The 18,365-nt window shown below is 51.7% G+C and carries 12 protein-coding genes; 3 read left to right on the top strand and 9 right to left on the bottom strand.

Translation table 11 applies throughout. The annotated features are described in order from the left end of the window. Nucleotides 1-163 precede the first annotated feature (163 nt). Both GM154_RS22530 and GM154_RS22525 read left to right on the top strand, forming a co-directional pair. The gene (locus GM154_RS22530; RefSeq protein ID WP_219653429.1) at nt 164-2,623 is read left to right on the top strand and encodes a glucan 1,4-alpha-glucosidase; all 2,460 of its coding nucleotides are present in this window, start codon (nt 164-166) and stop codon (nt 2,621-2,623) included. A gap of 235 nt (nt 2,624-2,858) precedes the next feature. Further along, entirely contained in the window at nt 2,859-3,131 is a 273-nt protein-coding gene (locus GM154_RS22525) for an HU family DNA-binding protein (RefSeq protein WP_010798836.1), read from the top strand. Between the two features lie 54 nt (nt 3,132-3,185). Here the strand turns inward: GM154_RS22525 and GM154_RS22520 are convergent, their stop codons facing one another. The 4 genes from GM154_RS22520 to GM154_RS22505 form a co-directional block, all read right to left on the bottom strand. Next, a complete protein-coding gene (locus GM154_RS22520; protein ID WP_258019996.1) occupies nt 3,186-4,130 on the bottom strand; it encodes a DNA replication terminus site-binding protein in 945 nt (314 codons plus the stop codon). Nucleotides 4,131-5,467: 1,337 nt separating this feature from the next. Continuing rightward, nucleotides 5,468-6,358, bottom strand: coding sequence for a plasmid replication initiator TrfA (gene trfA / locus GM154_RS22515; RefSeq protein ID WP_185749714.1), 891 nt, complete (start codon nt 6,356-6,358; stop codon nt 5,468-5,470). Further along, nucleotides 6,351-7,301 (bottom strand): ParB/RepB/Spo0J family partition protein, encoded by a 951-nt coding sequence (locus GM154_RS22510; RefSeq protein WP_010798839.1) that lies wholly within the window; start codon nt 7,299-7,301, stop codon nt 6,351-6,353. The genes trfA and GM154_RS22510 overlap by 8 nt, the downstream gene beginning before the upstream one ends. 9 nt (nt 7,302-7,310) lie before the next feature. Next, a complete protein-coding gene (locus GM154_RS22505; RefSeq protein ID WP_026004067.1) occupies nt 7,311-8,102 on the bottom strand; it encodes a ParA family protein in 792 nt (263 codons plus the stop codon). A gap of 1,188 nt (nt 8,103-9,290) precedes the next feature. On the opposite strand from GM154_RS22505, the gene GM154_RS22500 reads away from it, so the two are divergent. Continuing rightward, nucleotides 9,291-10,199 carry a hydrogen peroxide-inducible genes activator gene (locus GM154_RS22500; protein WP_010798842.1) on the top strand — a complete coding sequence of 303 codons (909 nt, stop codon included), beginning with the start codon at nt 9,291-9,293 and terminating at the stop codon, nt 10,197-10,199. 957 nt (nt 10,200-11,156) lie between these two features. Here GM154_RS22500 and GM154_RS22495 read toward each other — a convergent pair. Genes GM154_RS22495 through GM154_RS22475 form a run of 5 tightly spaced genes read right to left on the bottom strand, consistent with a single transcriptional unit; the run spans nt 11,157 to nt 18,164 of the window. Then, nucleotides 11,157-12,134 carry a tripartite tricarboxylate transporter substrate binding protein gene (locus tag GM154_RS22495; protein ID WP_219653427.1) on the bottom strand — a complete coding sequence of 326 codons (978 nt, stop codon included), beginning with the start codon at nt 12,132-12,134 and terminating at the stop codon, nt 11,157-11,159. A 33-nt stretch (nt 12,135-12,167) separates the two neighbouring features. Further along, entirely contained in the window at nt 12,168-14,282 is a 2,115-nt protein-coding gene (locus GM154_RS22490) for an efflux RND transporter periplasmic adaptor subunit (protein ID WP_219653426.1), read from the bottom strand. A gap of 2 nt (nt 14,283-14,284) precedes the next feature. After that, the gene (locus tag GM154_RS22485; RefSeq protein ID WP_219653425.1) at nt 14,285-15,658 is read right to left on the bottom strand and encodes an HlyD family efflux transporter periplasmic adaptor subunit; all 1,374 of its coding nucleotides are present in this window, start codon (nt 15,656-15,658) and stop codon (nt 14,285-14,287) included. Continuing rightward, the gene (locus GM154_RS22480; RefSeq protein WP_219653424.1) at nt 15,655-16,605 is read right to left on the bottom strand and encodes an efflux RND transporter periplasmic adaptor subunit; all 951 of its coding nucleotides are present in this window, start codon (nt 16,603-16,605) and stop codon (nt 15,655-15,657) included. Before GM154_RS22480 ends, GM154_RS22485 begins: the two co-directional genes overlap by 4 nt. Further along, the gene (locus tag GM154_RS22475) at nt 16,602-18,164 is read right to left on the bottom strand and encodes a TolC family protein (RefSeq protein ID WP_219653423.1); all 1,563 of its coding nucleotides are present in this window, start codon (nt 18,162-18,164) and stop codon (nt 16,602-16,604) included. The genes GM154_RS22480 and GM154_RS22475 overlap by 4 nt, the downstream gene beginning before the upstream one ends. Nucleotides 18,165-18,365: the final 201 nt, after the last annotated feature.

The following is an 18,365-nucleotide window of genomic DNA, read 5'->3' as shown; positions in this document are numbered from 1 at the left end:
TGGCTGCTCTTTTTCCCCTCACTCTCAAGATGACTGGGCAGTCATATAATCCTTGTCTATAGTTGCCTAGGACTGGCGCTGCGCTTATTCGACATCCTCGCAGGGGCGTCGCTCTATAGCCGCAGCGTGCTCCCCTACCTCATAAGAAAAGCAAGAAGGTCCTATGCGCATCACGTTGCTTCGAAACAGCCTGCTTACCCTGTGTGTAAGCCTTTCCACTGCCGTCGCTGCCGATTCGGCTGTTGCACCCGGGGCACCGGGTAAATCGCCCTTTTGGTCGTATTCAGGCAAGACTGGCATCGGAACGTCCTATGAGCAATACCATAACGGGGCTTATTCCAGCGATGCCGCGACAGGACAGGTGTCCAGGGTGTGGTTTTCCCTGGCCAACGGCATCGTGACAGAAACCATGTTCGGCCTGATACATGAGGCACAGCTGCGTGCAATGCAGGTAGTGGTAAAAGGACCTGACTTTGTCGATCTTGAAGAAGCCGATACGACCAGCGAAACGCACTATCTCTCTACCGACAGCGAGGGCAGACCTACGTCCTTGGCCTACCGGCTGATCAATCGCGCCAAAAACGGCCAGTATGAAATCGAAAAGCATGTATTCACTGATCCAGACTCCGACGCATTGGTCATGCGAGTCATCTTTCGCAGTACCAACCCTGCACTCGAGGCTTATCTCCATATTGACCCTGCCATAAATAACAGCGGAAGCGGTGATCATGCCTTTACAGAGCGAAACGCACTGTATGCCCAGGAACAGGAAACCACTCTGGTGATCAAGGCTAGTCGTGATCTGGAGCTACCAACCGTGGGCTTTGCCGGAGTCTCGGATGGGCTTGAGGAGTTGCGCAAGAAAGGATCGCTCGAGTCACGCTATACCACTACCGGCAATACACCCGGCAATGTAGCCATGATGGCCCGGATACCCCGTACGGGGGACTTGACCACCGTCGATGTCGTAGTCGGATTCGGTCGTACTCGACAGGCTGCAGACCAGGCAGCCGATAGCACCTTGCAGCGTGGCTACGAACATGTGCTTGCGCACTATAACGGTGAGGGAGATGCTATAGGTTGGCAGGACTATCTGGCCTCGCTGACCAGTCTGCCAACGATGCGGCAACAGACGACAGATAACGGCAAGCTGCTCAATGTCAGTGCGATGGTGCTGAAAGCCCAGGAAGACAAGACTCATGCAGGCGCTCTAATCGCCTCGCTGTCCAACCCCTGGGGTGAAACGGTACCCGCTACCAAAGGCACTACCGGCTACAAGGCCGTCTGGCCACGGGACTTTTACCAATGTGCCATGGCTCTGCTGGCTCTGGGCGATACACAGACCTCCAGGGTAGCGTTTGAATATCTGAAAAAGGTCCAGGTCACAAAAGACACACCTCCCCTGCAGGCAGATGGCTCTGCCTATATCCATGAGCAAAAGCAAGAGAGTGCCCAGAAAAGCGCTGAGTCTGGAGCAACCGGCTGGTTTCTTCAGAAGACCCATGTCGACGGCACGATTGAATGGGTAGGTGTTCAGCTCGATCAAACCGCCATGCCGATCATGCTGGGCTACAAGCTCTGGAAAAATGGCGTGCTTTCTGACAACGACATCACCCGGTGGTATCGGGAGATGCTCAAACCGGCCGCGGACTTCCTGGCTCAAGGTGGGCAGGTCAGGCTGGGCTGGAATGACTGGACCGTAAAACCTCCACAAACACAGCAGGATCGCTGGGAGGAACAATGGGGCTACTCCCCCTCTACCACCGCGGCCGTCATTGCAGGTCTTGTAGCCGCATCGGAACTGGCCACCCAGGCAGGTGACCAGGAAGGAGCCAAATCCTACCTGGATACTGCCAGGCGCTACTCCAGTCGTATCGAATCCAGCATGTTTACACAAAAAGGTGTTTTTGGAGACAAGCGCTATTACCTGCGGATCACACAAAACGATAACCCTGACGACGGCGGGATGCTGCTGGACAACAACAGCCGGCCAGGCCTTCCAGAAAACCAGATACTGGACGCGGGCTTTCTGGAGCTTGTCCGTTACGGTGTTCGTCCAGCCACAGACACCCACATCGTCAATAGCCTGAACGTACTGGACAATCAAGCCATTCCGGAAAACCTCAGGGTCAAGTACACCTTTACCTACCCGGGCGTTTCAGGAGAATTTCCCGGCTGGAGACGCTACGGAAACGATGGCTACGGTGAAAGTGAGACCACGGGTATCAACTATCCCGCGACTGAAGAGCCGGTCATGAACTCAGGGTTGCGTGGCCGTGTCTGGCCTATTTTCACAGGCGAGCGCGGCCATTACGCCCTGGCACTTGCCAAAGCGCAGCAGCCGGGTGGAGAAAAGATCTTATCCGAGGATCAGTTAAAGGGAATCCGTGACACCTACGTCAAGGCCATGGAGCTTTTCGCCAATCAGGGGTTCATGCTTCCCGAACAGGTATGGGACGGCGTGGGTAATAATGAACGTCATCAATATACCAAGGGCAAGGGGACTGACAGCGCAACGCCCCTGGCATGGTCCCATGCCGAGTATGTCAAATTGGTGCGTTCGCTCAGTGATCAGCGTGTGTGGGACCGTTACCCCGTTGTCTCAGAGAAACTCCAGCCATAAGGCCGGAATACGGTATGCTGAGCGGGATACACTTCATCCTGACAGTTCCATTGAGCAGAATGAAAAGGAGTTCACGCTGTTGGATGAGAAAAAGACCTTATTGGGCATCAGGTTGTCTGTTGAAGAGCCTTATCTCTTTGGCAGGCTTCCTATACCATCCGGGATGAGAGATAACGCATAATGGAAAGCAAGGCCGCGATTCCATCAAGACAACTGACTACTCTGGAGTATTTGCATGAATAAAGGGGAATTGATCGATCAAGTGGCTGCAGCAGCAGGCCTAACCAAGGCTCAAGCTCAAGCAACTGTGACCGCCATCACCGACACTATCAGCCAGGAATTGGCCAAGGGTAACGATGTTGCTCTGGTTGGTTTTGGTACCTTTACCGTCAAAGAGCGCGCCGCCCGTGAAGGCCGCAATCCTCAGACTGGCAAGACCATTAAAATCGCAGCTGCCAAAGTGCCTGGCTTCAAGCCTGGCAAAGGCCTGAAAGACGCTGTGAACTGACAGACGTCCGACGCGGTAACAAAAGGCCTGCTTGAAGCAGGCCTTTTTCATTTCTCAGGGCTTATACCCTGTCCGGGCCCGGTAGGTGCTTTCAACGACTAATGGACTGACCTCCAGGCCAGGACGCGACCTCCCCCACAATTCGTCCTCATCCATATACAGACCGTATTCGGGAAGTACAGGAATTCGCTGGCTGCTCTTGTTGCTGCGCCGTAGTGCAATGCGGTTTTCGATATTGAAATTCTTTAACCCCACCACCTCTGTAGGCTGCTCACCCGCCAAAAAGAACAGGGGTAGGTTGGCGTGCAACATGGCGTCGTAGCGAGAGCGATGACTGAAAAACACATTGACTCTTGGGTGAGGCGCTACCTTCTCGACCTTTACCAGCCGGGCATGATCGGCCAGATTGAAGATCACCCTCAAGGCCGCGCCTGCTGGTGTCCCTTCAATATCGCTCCCCTCACGCTGTGCCTGTAGCTGAGCCAGCTTCTCCAGCCGACGTCTCACCTCCCCCACGGGTACTCGCTTGGTCTTGCCGGTATGGCCTGCCCAGGTAAAGCTCAACAGCCGCGGTGTCGCATCAAAGGCCTGTATATGACGTGTTAGTTGTTTAAGGCTGATACTCGCTCCCAGGGCCTCTCTTACCAAACGGGTACGCGCCGTCTCAGCCAGTCCCTGCTTCAGCCTTACACGCTCAATAGCAGCCTCTACAGCCCCTTTCATTTGATTGACCTGTCGTATCGGCTCCAGCATTGATTCGCTCAGCAGAAACCAGCCTGGCAAACGCCTGACTGTTCCCGGAGCCTGATCGGCTTCCCGTTCGAACTGCTGAAGTACTGCTTGGCTGAGTTCAATGGCCTGCCTACCTCGCACGGACACGGGAGTAATCGCTTTCGGTGCAGCTTGCTCAGTGAGTGTCGGCAATGACCACACCTCACCTGAAACCACACAGGTAGACCATCGCGAATTCAAATCGGCGACAGCCTGCTTAAGGTGCATATAAGCAGTTTCGATACTTTCAGGCATTTCTTTTAATACCACTCCTCATATATACCTCATATTAACATCTGTTTATCGTGATTACTTTACCTGTACCCTGGAATGAAAGCTTTTAAAGTCAATATGAGGTATCTGCAAGCTTAATCGTATAAATTCCTGTATGGAGTGGTATTATTACGAGTATAATAGGTGCAAGTGATTCCCTTCCTGATAGACAAACGTGCTGAAGTCATGGCTCTTTCAAACAGTATGGATTGTCTCGACTGTGCAGGCCGAAGCATGGGCCTGTGTAATCAATAATCCCAGGACCGTTTATTAATATTGTCAGCTTGAGGTAGAACGCGACTTCTATAGGAGGTTCTACCCTCTCATTTCACCCACGTTCTGTCTTCTGTACAGACTCATGAGCTTCGCTCAGCACTGTAAACAAATCGCTTTACCCATAAAAATACACTTTAATGGGTTAAAAGATGGTTATTTAAGGTTAAAGAACGGTTAAGGGCTGTGGATATAACTGCTAACTTATTGATATATAAGGGTTTTATTGGGTATGTGGAAACGTCAACATGACGTTTATATACGTCAACATGAGGTATGTGCCTGTCAACATGACGTATAGATGCGTCATGTTGACGTATATCGTACCCTAAAGCCCTTCTTAACAACGTAACTCATTGATTTTTAAACACTTTTTTAATATTCAATACCTAAGTCATTATGAGGTATAGATACGTCATTATGACGTATCATATGTCATTATGAGGTATGGTTTTCCATAAGTTACTGATATTTAAGTACTTTGTTCCATTGCCCAATCGGTCTGACAGACCATTTTGAGGCCATCAAACAAGGGTGAGCCCTCCTTTTTTGGTGATAACTCCCTAATTTTTAAGCGGTTTTTAACTTTTCCCTAGGCTTGCAGTACCTTCGCTCCGTTTACTTAGCTAATACAAAGCCAATGTCAAAATGAGGTATTTTTTCATAAGACATTGATTTATAAAGACTTTTTATAGAATTGACGTAGAGTAAGTAGTCATTTGCTTAAAATGTCGCCATTATTTCCAGCGCATACTTGTCAAGCCATGCCCTTTCGCTGCTTAAAAGCTACCTCATCCTGACATGCAGCTTGGAAAACCTCCGGTTTCAGCAGAAAAACTACCTCATCCTGACATTTTCGCCGTCTTTTACTCTTACAAGATCCTAAAATGGGTTCTCGACCGCTATAAAACCCCTGAATTAGATGATTTAGCGGCATGAATCGGTGTTAATAGGCATACAGAATAAAACACTTAATAAAAAAACGGAGCCACTAGGCTCCGTTTTTCGAGAGTTTTACGTTATTCGCTCTTTAGTAAGGGCCTGTTGTTTCGGACTACCCTTACAATATTGTCTTTGCCTATATCCCATTCCTTGAGAAAATCGATGTTCTTTAACTCATCGAGTGCGTCCCGCAACATCTGTTTGAACTTTGCCTCTGTCTTGGCTTTGGATCCACATGATTCCCGGATGGTTTCTACCTTAATGCCATAGGGCTCACGATGGGTACCATAGAAGCCATGTAACCACTTAGCCAGCGGACGTAGTTCCAGGCGTGACTGCCAATCGAGACGTGTTGTATACACATCGGCTGCAAAGAGAATAGCCATTTCTGGCTCAATTTCGACATGCCACGTGTCGCTCAAATCACCTTCTTCTGTTGTGTACTCAAAACGCCGCAATAGAGAGACGCCCACCCCTTTACCCAGGCGGGTCGATTCGATACGAACAGACGTCGCTTTGAGGCGCTCCAATACATTCAGGAGCTTTTGGGTGTAGTCTTTCCCTCTCGGCCAGCGCAATTCCTTCTTCATTTCCGAAGGGCGGAAACTCACTCGGTTGCCAAGCTTCTCTGTACGAGCCATATGGACAACCTGCAGCCAGACATCCATATCGTCTTCCTGACGAAGTTCCTGGCCGGTGTAGTAGATTCTTGCGTTACCGTAACAGTGCAATTCACGCCCATTGATGAACTCGCGGGCCTGGTTTCGGTTACCAACCGTAAACAGCGCACTACGCAGCATTTCATTGGGCGCACTGCGTAAATCATCTGCCCATAATGGCAGTTGATTGACCTTTTCCTCGATTACCTTTTCAGCGCGCTGTTGTATGCGAGTAAGTGCTGTTTCTCGGGGGGACCTGCCTTTACGCTCCGTTTTTTCAGGAGCGGCTGGCTCTTTCTCATCACTCACGAGGTTCTGCTCCCTGTTCAGCCAGATTACTGATCAGAGCTCTTAGCTCTTTGAGTTGGTCATCGCTAAATGTTTTGCGGTCCAGCTCAAATATCACCCTGTCCTTCTTGGTGGAAACGCGTGCGACCTTTCGCTCACCAATAACGATATCTTCACTGGGCGTCGAAGCCTTGGGTGCAGAGACTGATTTGGTCAGCAAGTCTTCACGAATACGTTTGGCCAGCCCAGCTTGTGCCAGTTTTCCGTTGGCCAGATCTCTAAGGGCCTTGTTCAAGGCAGACTCATAATCAAGACCTGCTGCCTGAACTTCCTTAATAACAGGTTTCAACGCATCTACTGCGTTCGCGCCCAGCATTTTGGGGTTGGCCTTGAGCATATTAAGGCTCGACTCTGGCAGAGCGCCAAAAGCCATGATGCGGTAGAGCTGAGATTTGCTGATATCCAGTTTGCGCTGCAAATCATTGACTTGAGTGAACGAGGTGCGCATTCGGGTAATAGCATGGTACTTCTCAAAGTCCGAGAGGTCCTTGCGGTGTATATTTTCGAACAGACTGCGCAGTGCGCTTTCGAAATCATCGACGACTTCTACCAGGGCATCGATATATTTCTTGCCAAGCTTTTTGTGAGCACGTAGTCGGCACTCTCCGGCAATTAGCTCATAGCGCTCACCAGCGATTCGAACGTTGATTGGACTTAACAGCCCTTCCTCTTCAATCGATAATGCCAGCTCTTCAATATATTCCTCGTCAAAAACCAGGCGAGGTTGATAGGGGTTAGCGTCAACCAGATCGACAGGAATCGAGCGCGGTACTCGATGGGACTTTAAATTCTCTACCTGTTGAACCGCCGAATGACGAGATATCTGGCTGACCAAGCCCTGAGCGAGAATGGAGCCCAACTTTTGCTTGGGTGCGTTTTGTGAGGAAGTCGATTTCTTTTCCATAATATGCTCTTACGCTGCGGTCTCTTTGTCGATGTACTTGGCCAATTCCTTGTACTGCTTAGCCACTTTGTTCGTTGAGTCGAACATCCGCAGGGAGGTTTGAACGGTTGATGACTGGTTGATCTTCGTTGTTGTTCCTATCTTTACTGGAACAAGCTTGCCAAATAGGCCCATCGCTTTTTGCTCGATGTTCTGACAGACCAGCTGACGATCATCATGACGAATCAGCAGTGCGCCTAAGTTGATCAATGTCGGGTTGATCCGCGTGATCTGCTGAACTCGTTTGGTCAGATCAGCGAGGCCGTACAAGCCATAAGGCGATCCTGACTCTACGGGAATCAATAAATGGGTCGCCGCGGCCAATGCATTGGAAGTCAGAAGCCTAAGGCTAGGCGGGCAATCAATGATGATGTAATCCGCTTTACCCAGTAGAGGCTGAAGCCGGTCCCGTAATACTTCATTAGGGCGAGGCTCCATGCGAAGTGCATCGTCTGCATTATCCAGAGCCATGCTTCCATAGATAAGTGCAACGCCATCGATCCTAGTTTCATCATGAACAAAATAGGTGAGTGGTAGTTCAGGATTCGTCAGTAATTCGGCTGTTGTATAATTTATCTCAGCAGGGTGAGACATCCCGATATGTTGACTTGCGTTAGCCTGGGGATCCATGTCTACGACACAAACCAGTTTTCCCATTTGTGCCAGGTTATCTGCCAAGTTGATACAGGTTGTCGTCTTGCCAACTCCGCCTTTGTGGTTGGCGATAGCGATTACAACCGTTTTCTTCTCTTCTTTCTGCACAGCCGATCCACTCCGGGCCATTTTCTATCCTCTTCGTTGAGGCCATGTGTTGGAGTAATCGTAACAGACAAACATACTGCTTTTAACGGTTATTTGGCTTTGGTCAGGATGTTTTAGGTCTATATCTCCTTAAGAGTCCCTAGTAGGGAAAATACTGAGGTTTGGTATGCTTAGAGGATTAGTAGAGTCCCTAGTAGGGAATTAATGTTATAGGAAGCTACGACCTGTTCTTTGCGTTTATTAAATTCTTTTAAAGTCTATTTATACGATAGGGCAATATGCATAACTATTAAGTCCCTACTAGGGAATCTATTAAGCGTGACTCAGCAGATATGGATAGCTGTTCTATCGACAGGGTAACCAAATAACTTTCCAAATGAATGCTTTTTCTTGCTTAATCTTATTGAGACTCGCAAGCGGCATGCCTTGTTGGACACGGGTAGGTAAGCTAGGGTAGACGTAGTAACCTAGGATAAATAAGGATGCGCTGAAAGACGTGGCGTAGCCGCTGTGTTAAAGCAGACATGGCTTAGGGAGGTCAAGCTATAAAAAAACGCCCTGCAGGCGTTCTTTTATAAGAGGATATGAGGTAACTACACACCTCATACTGACATAGCATTAGCGAGTCCGACTGTTACGTCTGGAGTTCAGTCGCTCAGACCAGTTTCCCAGGTCTTGTAGGGAAACATTGTCATCCCAGGCGTTTAGGGAGAATCCCTTATTGGTAAGCTCTCTTCTTACTTTACATAAGTAAAGACGCAGCGCACGCCGATTGGCGTAAAACAAGGGCACCAGTCGTTCTGACCTGTATACGATGCGACCCGATTCGTCGGATGCAGTAAAGGTCATGAAACCGAGAGTTGTTTTGGGTGTGAAATGACAGACAAGGGGCGCTAACCCTGCGCAAATCATTTCCTGAGCCTGCTCATGATGAGGCACTACCATATCGCTTACCGTCCTTGTGATATGTGAGAACCACTAGACACTTTCGATGGGGTTAAGTTCCTGCTTCTTATAAACCGTAGACCAGGATCGTCAGTATTGACAGGCAGAGCAGGTCGCGGGGGATCAAAGGTCGGAGCATGACGTCATTGCTTGGGGCTGTCATACGGTTTTACCCAAAAGAAATCGAGCTTTCAGCCGATAAATGATTCAACAAACCTAACTGCATAAGTGTGTAGATCCAAGATGACTCTGACAGAACTGCGCTATATCGTAACGCTTGCCCAAGAACAGCATTTTGGCCGTGCCGCTGAGCGCTGCCACGTCAGCCAGCCAACGCTGTCAGTAGGCGTCAAGAAGCTTGAAGACGAGCTTGGTATTCTGATTTTTGAGCGCAGCAAAACCAATGTTCGCCTTACACCTACCGGCGAAAGCATTATTGTTCAGGCGCAAAAAGTCCTGGAGCAGGCGCAAGGTATTCGTGACCTTGCCAAGGCCGGTAAAAATCAACTGAGTGCACCACTTAAAGTGGGTGCTATTTATACGGTAGGCCCGTATCTCTACCCTCATTTGATTCCGCAGCTGAATCGTGTTGCGCCGGAAATGCCCCTCTATATAGAGGAAAACTTTACACCGGTTTTGCGTGACAAGCTGAGAACAGGCGAGCTGGATGCAATCATCGTTGCGTTGCCTTTTAGCGAAGCGGATGTACTGACCAAGCCGCTTTACGATGAGCCGTTCTATGTGATGATGCCGGCGAAGCACCCCTGGACAGAGCTCAAAACCATCGAAAATGCAAAACTGGACGAAATGAGCCTCCTGCTGTTAGGGGAGGGGCATTGTTTCCGAGAACAGGTGTTGGAAGCGTGCCCAACGATCAAGAAACCAGGTGTGGAGTCCAAGCATACCCAGGTCGAGTCCTCATCTCTGGAGACGATTCGTCATATGGTTGCCTCGGGCTTGGGCGTGTCGGTGCTTCCCCTCTCTGCTTTGGAAAGCCACCATTACGCACCAGGAATGATCGAGATTCGACCATTCAGCGCTCCCGTGCCTTTTAGAACAATTGCAATTGCATGGCGTGCAAGTTTTCCACGTCCCCAGGCCATTGATGTGCTTGCCGATTCTATCCGGCTATGCTCGGTTAATAGGGACTAACAACGACGCTCGCGTAGCCTGTTTCTCCCACAGGCTACCGCTATTTCAGCCTGTTGAAGCCTGGGGTCTTGCGCCTAAACGCTACCTGCTAATTCTTATAAACAGACCTTTTACGTTTGTCTGATCAAGCGGTGGGGTCGTAAATTCTACTAATTTAGGTGGCTGAGCTAGGTCTTGCCCAAACGAACCGTGCAGTCAATAAAGAGACTGAGGCGGCTTGTATCAAGTATTGAAATTAACCTGAAGTACTAGGCCCTCCTTGGTGTTGCCTAAAGGGGAGAGTTAACCGTGATACTTAATGGTATAGCGGATAGGTATAGCCATGATGTAGCAGCGGACATCAAGCGGGGCACTAAGTGGAATGGCCCATGTTCCACCATAGGACTGTTCTTACCTTTAAGACGCCGCGATTAAATACGACCGGAAACAAACAGGCCGATCTCTTTACTGGCTAGCTATTCGCTTGGTAGCCCCATCTTTGTTGACATCGCATGCTTAGGTCAGAATGACATATCAGCCTTCTCTTATAGGTTTGGATAAATAACCACTTTAGAGAAGCAGGTTAAAAGACATGCGACTCTTGTGCTGTAGATGGACCAAAACCATTTATATTCAAAAAGATAACGGTGCTCTGACCCTCAAAAGCGGGAGGTAAAGTGGTTTGTCTGGATGTGTTTCACTTTTCTAGGTGTCAGGATGAGGTATCGCCTGAATGAAAAAGCCCGTGCTCGGGCTGTTTCAGAAAAATTACTGCATTTTCAATTTCTTCACTCAAGGCAGTAAAGACGTGGCTTCTGGTTAGCGTATGTCTAAACTAGACGTCTTGTGCCTTACAGAAATAAGCCTGAGATACCACCTGAATGACCGATGTCAGGATGAGGTATAAAGGATAGCGCTAGATGGAATGCGGTTATCCAACCTTTTATAGTTGAGTCTAGACGACCTAGGTCTTGATTTTCAGCTCATCTGACTTAATCCGTACTCTTGGATCAAGGCTCGGTACGTAGTGATTTCCTGGCGTATGCGTTCAGTGATTTGCTCGGATGACAGCGAGACGGGAGATATCAGCATCCGGCTTTGAAACGTACTGAACTCATGAGCACTTTGTAGAAGTGCAATACTTTTAAATAGCGAGCCAGATACAGCGGAAGACAAATGCGCAGGCGCAAACCATCCTATCCAGCCATTGATATCCGTCGGGACGCCTTGTTCCCCCAGTGTCGGCACATTAGGCCATTTGGTGAATCTTGTCCTACTCGTGACCGCAAGCGCACGTAGCTGGCCTTGGGCCTGACTTGAAGTGACTAGTCCCGTCACGATGATAGAGGCAGCCAACGATTTGTTGAGCATGTCCTTAATCGCGGCCGTCACTGCCATGTAAGGCTGTATGCGTAAAGCAATGTCTTTTTTTCGCGCGAGCATAAGGCCCGCCAGATGACCAGGGGAGCCATATAACGCTACGCCCAAGTCCCGGTATTCAGGATTTCTCGATACCCAGGCAATGTAGTCATCAATGGTATGCACGGTGGGCGGTACCGCAGGACCAACCGCCAGCGTATAAGTAAAATCGCCGACCACCATAAGCGGTGTGAAATCCTTAAGAGGGTCGTAAGGCAGATCGGTATAGACGCTGGGAAACAAGCTCATGGAAGCTGACATGGTCTGTAGCAGCGTCTTTCCATCGGGCCGTGCCCTTTTGACAGCTTCTCCTGCTGCTCGGGTATTGCGCTGAGTAACGTACTGCACCTGGTAATCGAGCCCGGCATAGGTTGCTAGCATGGGTAAGAGACCTTCTGCGACCTTGGCGCCGTAGCTACCCGGAGGCTGGCCGAAAATCAGAGCCCCGTTCGCAACTCTCTCCTGTCCCAGCGAGGGAAGGGCGGCGCCTAGCAGCGTAACTCCGGAACCATACAGAAAGGCCCGACGATTGATCATGGTGTTACTCTCCAGCAGTAGAGATAGGCTGCCCTAGGTGCGCCATTCGGTAATAAGCAGGTGCCATAGCCGATCAATAATCTGTTCGACCAAGCTTACAGGCGCTGCGTTCAAGAAGACCGTGCCGCGCATTTTGAGCGGCGAAGCGAGTACCTCTGTACCCTCAACTGCGAAATTGGCACGATGCTGCGCGGTTACCGGCACGGATTTGCCCTGGTCGTTTGGTTGTGTGGGAATAGGGCCGCCATGATGAGAGCTGAGGCTGTCCGGCGATATGAATTCGCTGGCTGTGGTTTCGATTGCATTCAGTGTGACGTTAAATCGAGGAAGTGCAGGCTCGTCAGCGATAAATACGCCCGTATTTCCTGGCGATAAGCGGAGCAGGTCCTTTGCCGCGACGTAACCATTAGCATCCAGATGTTCACCGTGGAGCAACCGGCCTAGATTCTGATCAGGCCGAACCCATTGTCCAGCCTGAAGCGTTGCTGGCATATCGACGAATACGCCTGCTTCTGGAGCATGCCACTCAAGCAGGCGTGCACGTTCTGAAAGGCCTTCCAGCTCGGCCTGCGCCTGTTGCTGTTGCTGTGAGAGAACTATCGTTTCGGTGCGATCCTGAGCGTCGCCGCCAATACGGTTGAGCCGTTCATTGGCAATGGCCAAATTGAGTCGGGCCTTGGCCTGTTTGCTTTCCAGCTCGGGTGAATAAAAGCGAAACAGCAGCTGACCTTTACTGACAAACACTCCAGGCTTAACCAGAATGGCTTCAATGCGTGCGTTTTCAGGCGCCTGGATCGGTGTCTCATGCTGCCAGCCAAGCATGACTGGCACGCTAACCTGACGATCCAGGGGCAGGCAGAGCAGCACAAGCAGAGCGCCACCCAGGCCGCCCAATACAACCCACCGCTGCAAACGGATCTGGTCACGCAACTGCCACCAGTGCTCTATCACGTGGAGGAGTCTGCGTATGACGTAATACCAGACCGTATAGAGCAGAATCATTACTCCAAGGCTTTTGAACAAGGTCTGGTATGCAAAGTAGGCAATACCACAGCTCAAGGCCATCTGATAACACCAGGAAAAGGTGCCATAAAGGACAAAGAACGCTGCACGTTGACGGGTCAAGGGCTCCGGTACATCCTCGATCGAGCCGAACAACAGGCGTCCCAGCAGCCACTGATTATAGGCGAAGGCCCGGGGCTGAAGATTATCGATACGCAGCGCATCGCTCAGGAAGTAATAACCATCAAAGCGTGACAGAGGATTCAAGTTAATCAGCAGGCTGGTTAGCCAGCTGGAGGTAGCCAATACGAACGCAACGCTGCGTACGGTTCCATCTGGAAAGACAGCCCAGGCCAGTGTCGCCAGACCGGCTACGAAGGTCTCGGCCATTACACCACCTGCAGCAATCCACATGCGCTGATGGTAATTGTCCAGCCGAGACACATCACCCATATCCGTATAGAGCATGGGCATTCCCATGAAGACTGTGATACCCATGCTGCCGACCCGGCAACCTTGTACCGTAGCGACATAGGCATGACCCAGCTCATGCAGTATTTTCAACCCGATTAGCGCACAGCCATAGGCCGCCAGGCCGGCGGGCGAGAAGAAGTCACTGAAGGTACCGATGAATTCGTCCCACTGACGGGTCGTTAGGTAGAGCCCCAGCCCGGTCAGTAGTGTCCAGATCAGTATGAGGGTGCGCTGACCTAAAAGGGCAATAACAGGCATCAGAATATGCAACAGCCGATGGGGATTCCAGAGCGGCAGTCTGAAAGCCAGCAGACGGTTCAGCAGACCGGTAATGCCCTGACCACGCAGCGAAGCGCGCTTCTCGGCCAACCGATCATATGCCTGGCGATTCGTGAGCTGCAGTAGATGATGCGTATTGAGAAAGCGCAGCAAGCCCTCGAATAGTTCATCATCCAACCGCTGTTTTTTCGCACCCATGGTGGTGCGTAGCGCTCCCAGGGTTCCAGCTGACCAGCGTGACAGCAGCGCTACATCTTCTTGAGAGATGAGATAGAAGCGGTGCTGCAATGGATCATACAGACGCCAGCGGGGAATACCTTCGGAGTTTGCCGAGGCAGGCTCGAGGCGTAGCTCCTGACGTAACGGGGGAAGTTCCAGGTCATCGCTGAGCATCATCAAAAACCTACGAATTGACGTACTGCAGCAATGGGGCGACGCAGCAACTGATAGATCAGCGGCGCATATTCCCCATAAACCCGAGCTGTACCGCGGGCTCCAATAGTGGGGGTAGCGCCATCATCGGGCACAGCGGTAAGAGTGTAGCTGGTGGTGCCGGCCGCTGTAGTATGTGGGGTGTAGCTGATCGACTGAAGTGAGCCCTTGAGTCCTCCCAGAGGCACATTTTCAAGGTAGACGCCTACTGGACTGCCTGGCTTGAGTGAGATGGCATTGCCAGTCGCCAAGTCTATGCGATAGCTCACATGAGTCGGATCGGCTACCTGCAGGATTTCTTCTCCAATCATCACAGAGCGACCTTCCCAGTCCCGTCGGTCCGTGTAGACCGCCAGCCCCTTGAGGGGGGAGCGTATAAGGGTGCGCTGCAGGACTTCCAGGGAGTAGTTGTAACTGAGCTGAGCCAGCTCGTGCTCCGCGCGGGTAATGGCCATCTCATGCGTGGCCGTCCGGTCAGTAAACGCGGCGGCCGAGGTTTTGCTGTCCTTTGCCTGTGCCACGGCCAGTTGCTGCTGCGCCAGCACCATCTCATTGCGTGGCTGTATGTCTTCGAACTGTACCAAGGGCTGATCGAGTTGCACGGTTGTGTTGGGCGCAACCAGGATGCTTTTGATCACGCCATTGATAGGCGATGTCAGCACAAAGGGATTGCTGGCGGTTACCTCAACAGGCGCCATGACGCTGAGCCGTACCGGTATGCAGGAGATCCCTATGCTCAAGGCAGCGGCAATAGCCAGGGTTCTGCGTGACAACGGTAGACTGTCCAGCACGCTGCGGCGCTTGCAGAAGGCTCGCCAGGCATGCCCATTGGTTTCCCCCATGCGTTTCAGCAGACCTTGCTCCCGTTCTGTAAACGGCGTAGCGCGCAGGTACAGTACTCCTGCCATCAACCGGCCGTTACGGTCTGCCAGTGGCGTCCATACGGCGTGGCGCAAGGGGAAGTCCACCAGGCCTGACAATGCCTGCTCATGGCCTGCTGGAAGAGGAAAGGTTTCTGCATGATCAAGGCGCCCGGCCTTATCGTATTGTCCGATCAAGTCTTCTACGGCGCGTGCAAAGGGTGTGTGCCGGTCGGTTACCGGCAGACCCGAGATGAGGTTTAACCGCAGCGGGCGCCTGGTGCGTGTGCGTTTCAGGACGACTGCCTGTCCATAGGGCACCAGTTCCTGCGTGGCATTGGCCAGGTGAAAAAACAGCTCCTGTTCACTTTTCTGCTGGCGTACCTGTGCCTCGAACATCAGTAGTTGCAGGGCTGCGTTATAAGCCTTTTCCGTTTCTCCCGGCATAGGCGGGGAAGCTTGTACTTGGATGGTCATGGCAGTTTTTCTTCACGGGCAGCAAACAGACCGGTACCGCTCATGCCGGGCAGGATCAGATCGTTTTTGGCTTTTTCTTCAAAGTGGCCAACAACTTTGACGGTTTTGCTAACGGGGTCTACCGAGGGCAGTAATCGATCAATGACTGCGGTGCTGGTCACGCCGGTTTCATCAACGTTGAAGCTGAGCTTGTGGCCGGGCTGAAGCCATTGTAGCCACGAGGATGGAACGATTAGCTCCAGCTCAAGCACTTGTGTATCCACGATATGCAACAGGGGATCGCTGAGCGAGACGGACTCATACTGGTGAGCCATACGCTCCATAACCCGGCCTGCAAAAGGTGCATATACCTTGCAACCTTTAATTTGCGCCTTGAGTGCCTCGGATTCTGCCTTGGCTTTGTTCAGTTTGGATTGCGAGATCAGCAGCTCGAACTTTCCAATGGACTGAAAGTGCTCCAGTTCTTCATTGGTTTCTACCGTTTTCTTTTCGACCTGGACGGCGGCTTCGGCTGCTCGGGCCTCAGCCATTGGCCGCTCGCAATCGAATTCAACCAGGAGATCACCTTTCTTGAAGGATGCCCCTTCGCTGAATGGCATCTTGAGGATTTGAGCAGCCATGCTGGATGACAGGGTTGCCTCATGGGCAGCCCGTACGACGCCTCGGGCGCGCCCCGGCTCTGCCGCTATAACAGCCTTGTGGGTGTCAGATGATGACTGCACCGGTTGCATGGTAGCAGCGGAAACCGGTGCAGCCGGCGTGGATACCGATGTGGTGGCGGCTGCTTTGACCAGAACAGGACCTTGCGCGGTGCCGGCAAGGTTTTCACGCCAGGACGCGGGCATCATGTTCGCACCCTGAAGGTCAATTGTTGCATACGCTGGCGATGTAACTGCCACAGCGCTTAACAGGCCGAAGAGTAGAATGGAGTAAAACGAGCGGTTCATGAGTGCTCCTCAGGTTCTTCGGGCTTCTCAGGTAGCGGTGGGAGGGTGGAGGCGTGCTCTATCCAATGCTCTTTGAGTTGGGCGGCAATGATTGCAACCGACGTATGAGCATCGATATTGATATCGAAATTATCCAGCCCCATGGAGGCATACAGGTTGGCGTAGGCGTTCTGCACATCCGCGTACGCAGCGTCATAGCTGACTTCGGCCAAAATCGAGTTCATCTCCTCCCTGACCAGGTCTTGCTGACTGACGGTATGGGCTTTAAAGCCCCCCCGGGAAAGCTTGAGGATATTGTCCTGCACTTGCTGCGCTTTGCGGATGGTACCCAGCTCCTGGGAGAAGCGAATAAAGCGAACCCGGGCGACATGCACCTGCGTCATGATAGCCATGGTCAGTGCCAGCTCGCGCTGCTCGATGACTTGCCCCTCTGCCTTGATGGCGTCCCGTTGCCGGGGATAGCGGATCAGGCTCATGAGGTTCCAGCTGACCTGGCTGCTATAGCTCAGCCACTCGTTGTCCGTCAGGTATTTATTGGAATCATAATTAAGGCCAAGCACGGCTTTGACGCTTGGGAAAGCCTTGATCAGCGCAGCGTTGAGTTCGTTTGCGTTGATTCGTCGGCGATAAAGCGACTCGTGCATTTCGGAACGGAACCGAAGGCCGGTAATGACCATTTCGCTGGCAGAGCCGGGCAGCTCCGGTACCACATCGGTACGGTCCGGCAGGATCAGCGTAAAACGTGTGTCAGGCTTCAGGTTGATCAGCGCGGCCAACTGGTTTTTGGCCAGAGCTAGCTCCCGTTGTAGTTTCTGTACAGAGTTCTGAACTTGAAGCAGATCACGCTGATACGACAGGACGGTCAAGGGAGGTACCAGACGACGGGCTTCCAGCTGCTCGGTCTGCATCAATGCTTTCTGCGCCAGCCCCTCAAGATCTACAAGCTTCTTGTAGTTACGGTCGGCGCTCACGGCACGCCAGTAGGCGGTACGGACGTCTTCGAGGATACGGTTGATCACTTTGCGGCGATGTTCTGCCGAGATAAGCTTTTCATCAGCCTGCTGCTTGGCGCGGAAATAGGACAGGCCGAAGTCGAGCACATCCCAACTGGCTGACAGGTCGGCAGTGTTGACCTGTTTTTCGCTGGAGGTGGACGGCTCAAGTGATTGCCGACCCGACAGTAATGAGCGACTGCTAGAGCCGGCTTCGTTGTTCCGGCCGCTATAGCCAAAGGTGGCGGCTATGTTGGGCAACATGGCAGCATTGCTAAGGTCCAGCTGCTTCTCCTTGAACACTTCATCCATTAACTCGATTTTCTGGTCGAGGTTGTACTTGAGCGCCCGTGCCATGGCGTCGTACAGCGAAATAGGTCCATTGACCGGTTCTTCGGATTCGATGATGGCGTCTAGCTTGGCCTTGAAGGATAGGGCTTCAGCATCGAAGTCAGCCGGAACAGGCTTTACGGCGCAGGCCGTAAGGCCCATGCCAAGTAAGGCGACCAGCACGATGTGCTTGAGCGTCTTGCCAAAAGGCTGTGGGGTAGTCCGTTGAATGGCCATGGTTACTGCTGGGTCTACACAAGAGTCATGGGATGAAACAGGCCAGACCAGATGAGCCGTTTCGCGCTGTGTCCTTTAGCGTCAAACTCGGAGGTCAACCGACATGCAAGCCGATGAATAGACGCAATGTTGCTTCTACTTCATCGGCCCTGCCATCGGGATCTGTAGACCTTTCATCCCTTACTCAGACAAAAGTTGTAC

Origin of the sequence: Pseudomonas sp. MAG002Y (assembly GCF_019400845.1) — a bacterium.
Classification (GTDB): domain Bacteria; phylum Pseudomonadota; class Gammaproteobacteria; order Pseudomonadales; family Pseudomonadaceae; genus Chryseomonas; species Chryseomonas luteola.
This window is presented reverse-complemented; position numbering and strand designations above follow the sequence as displayed.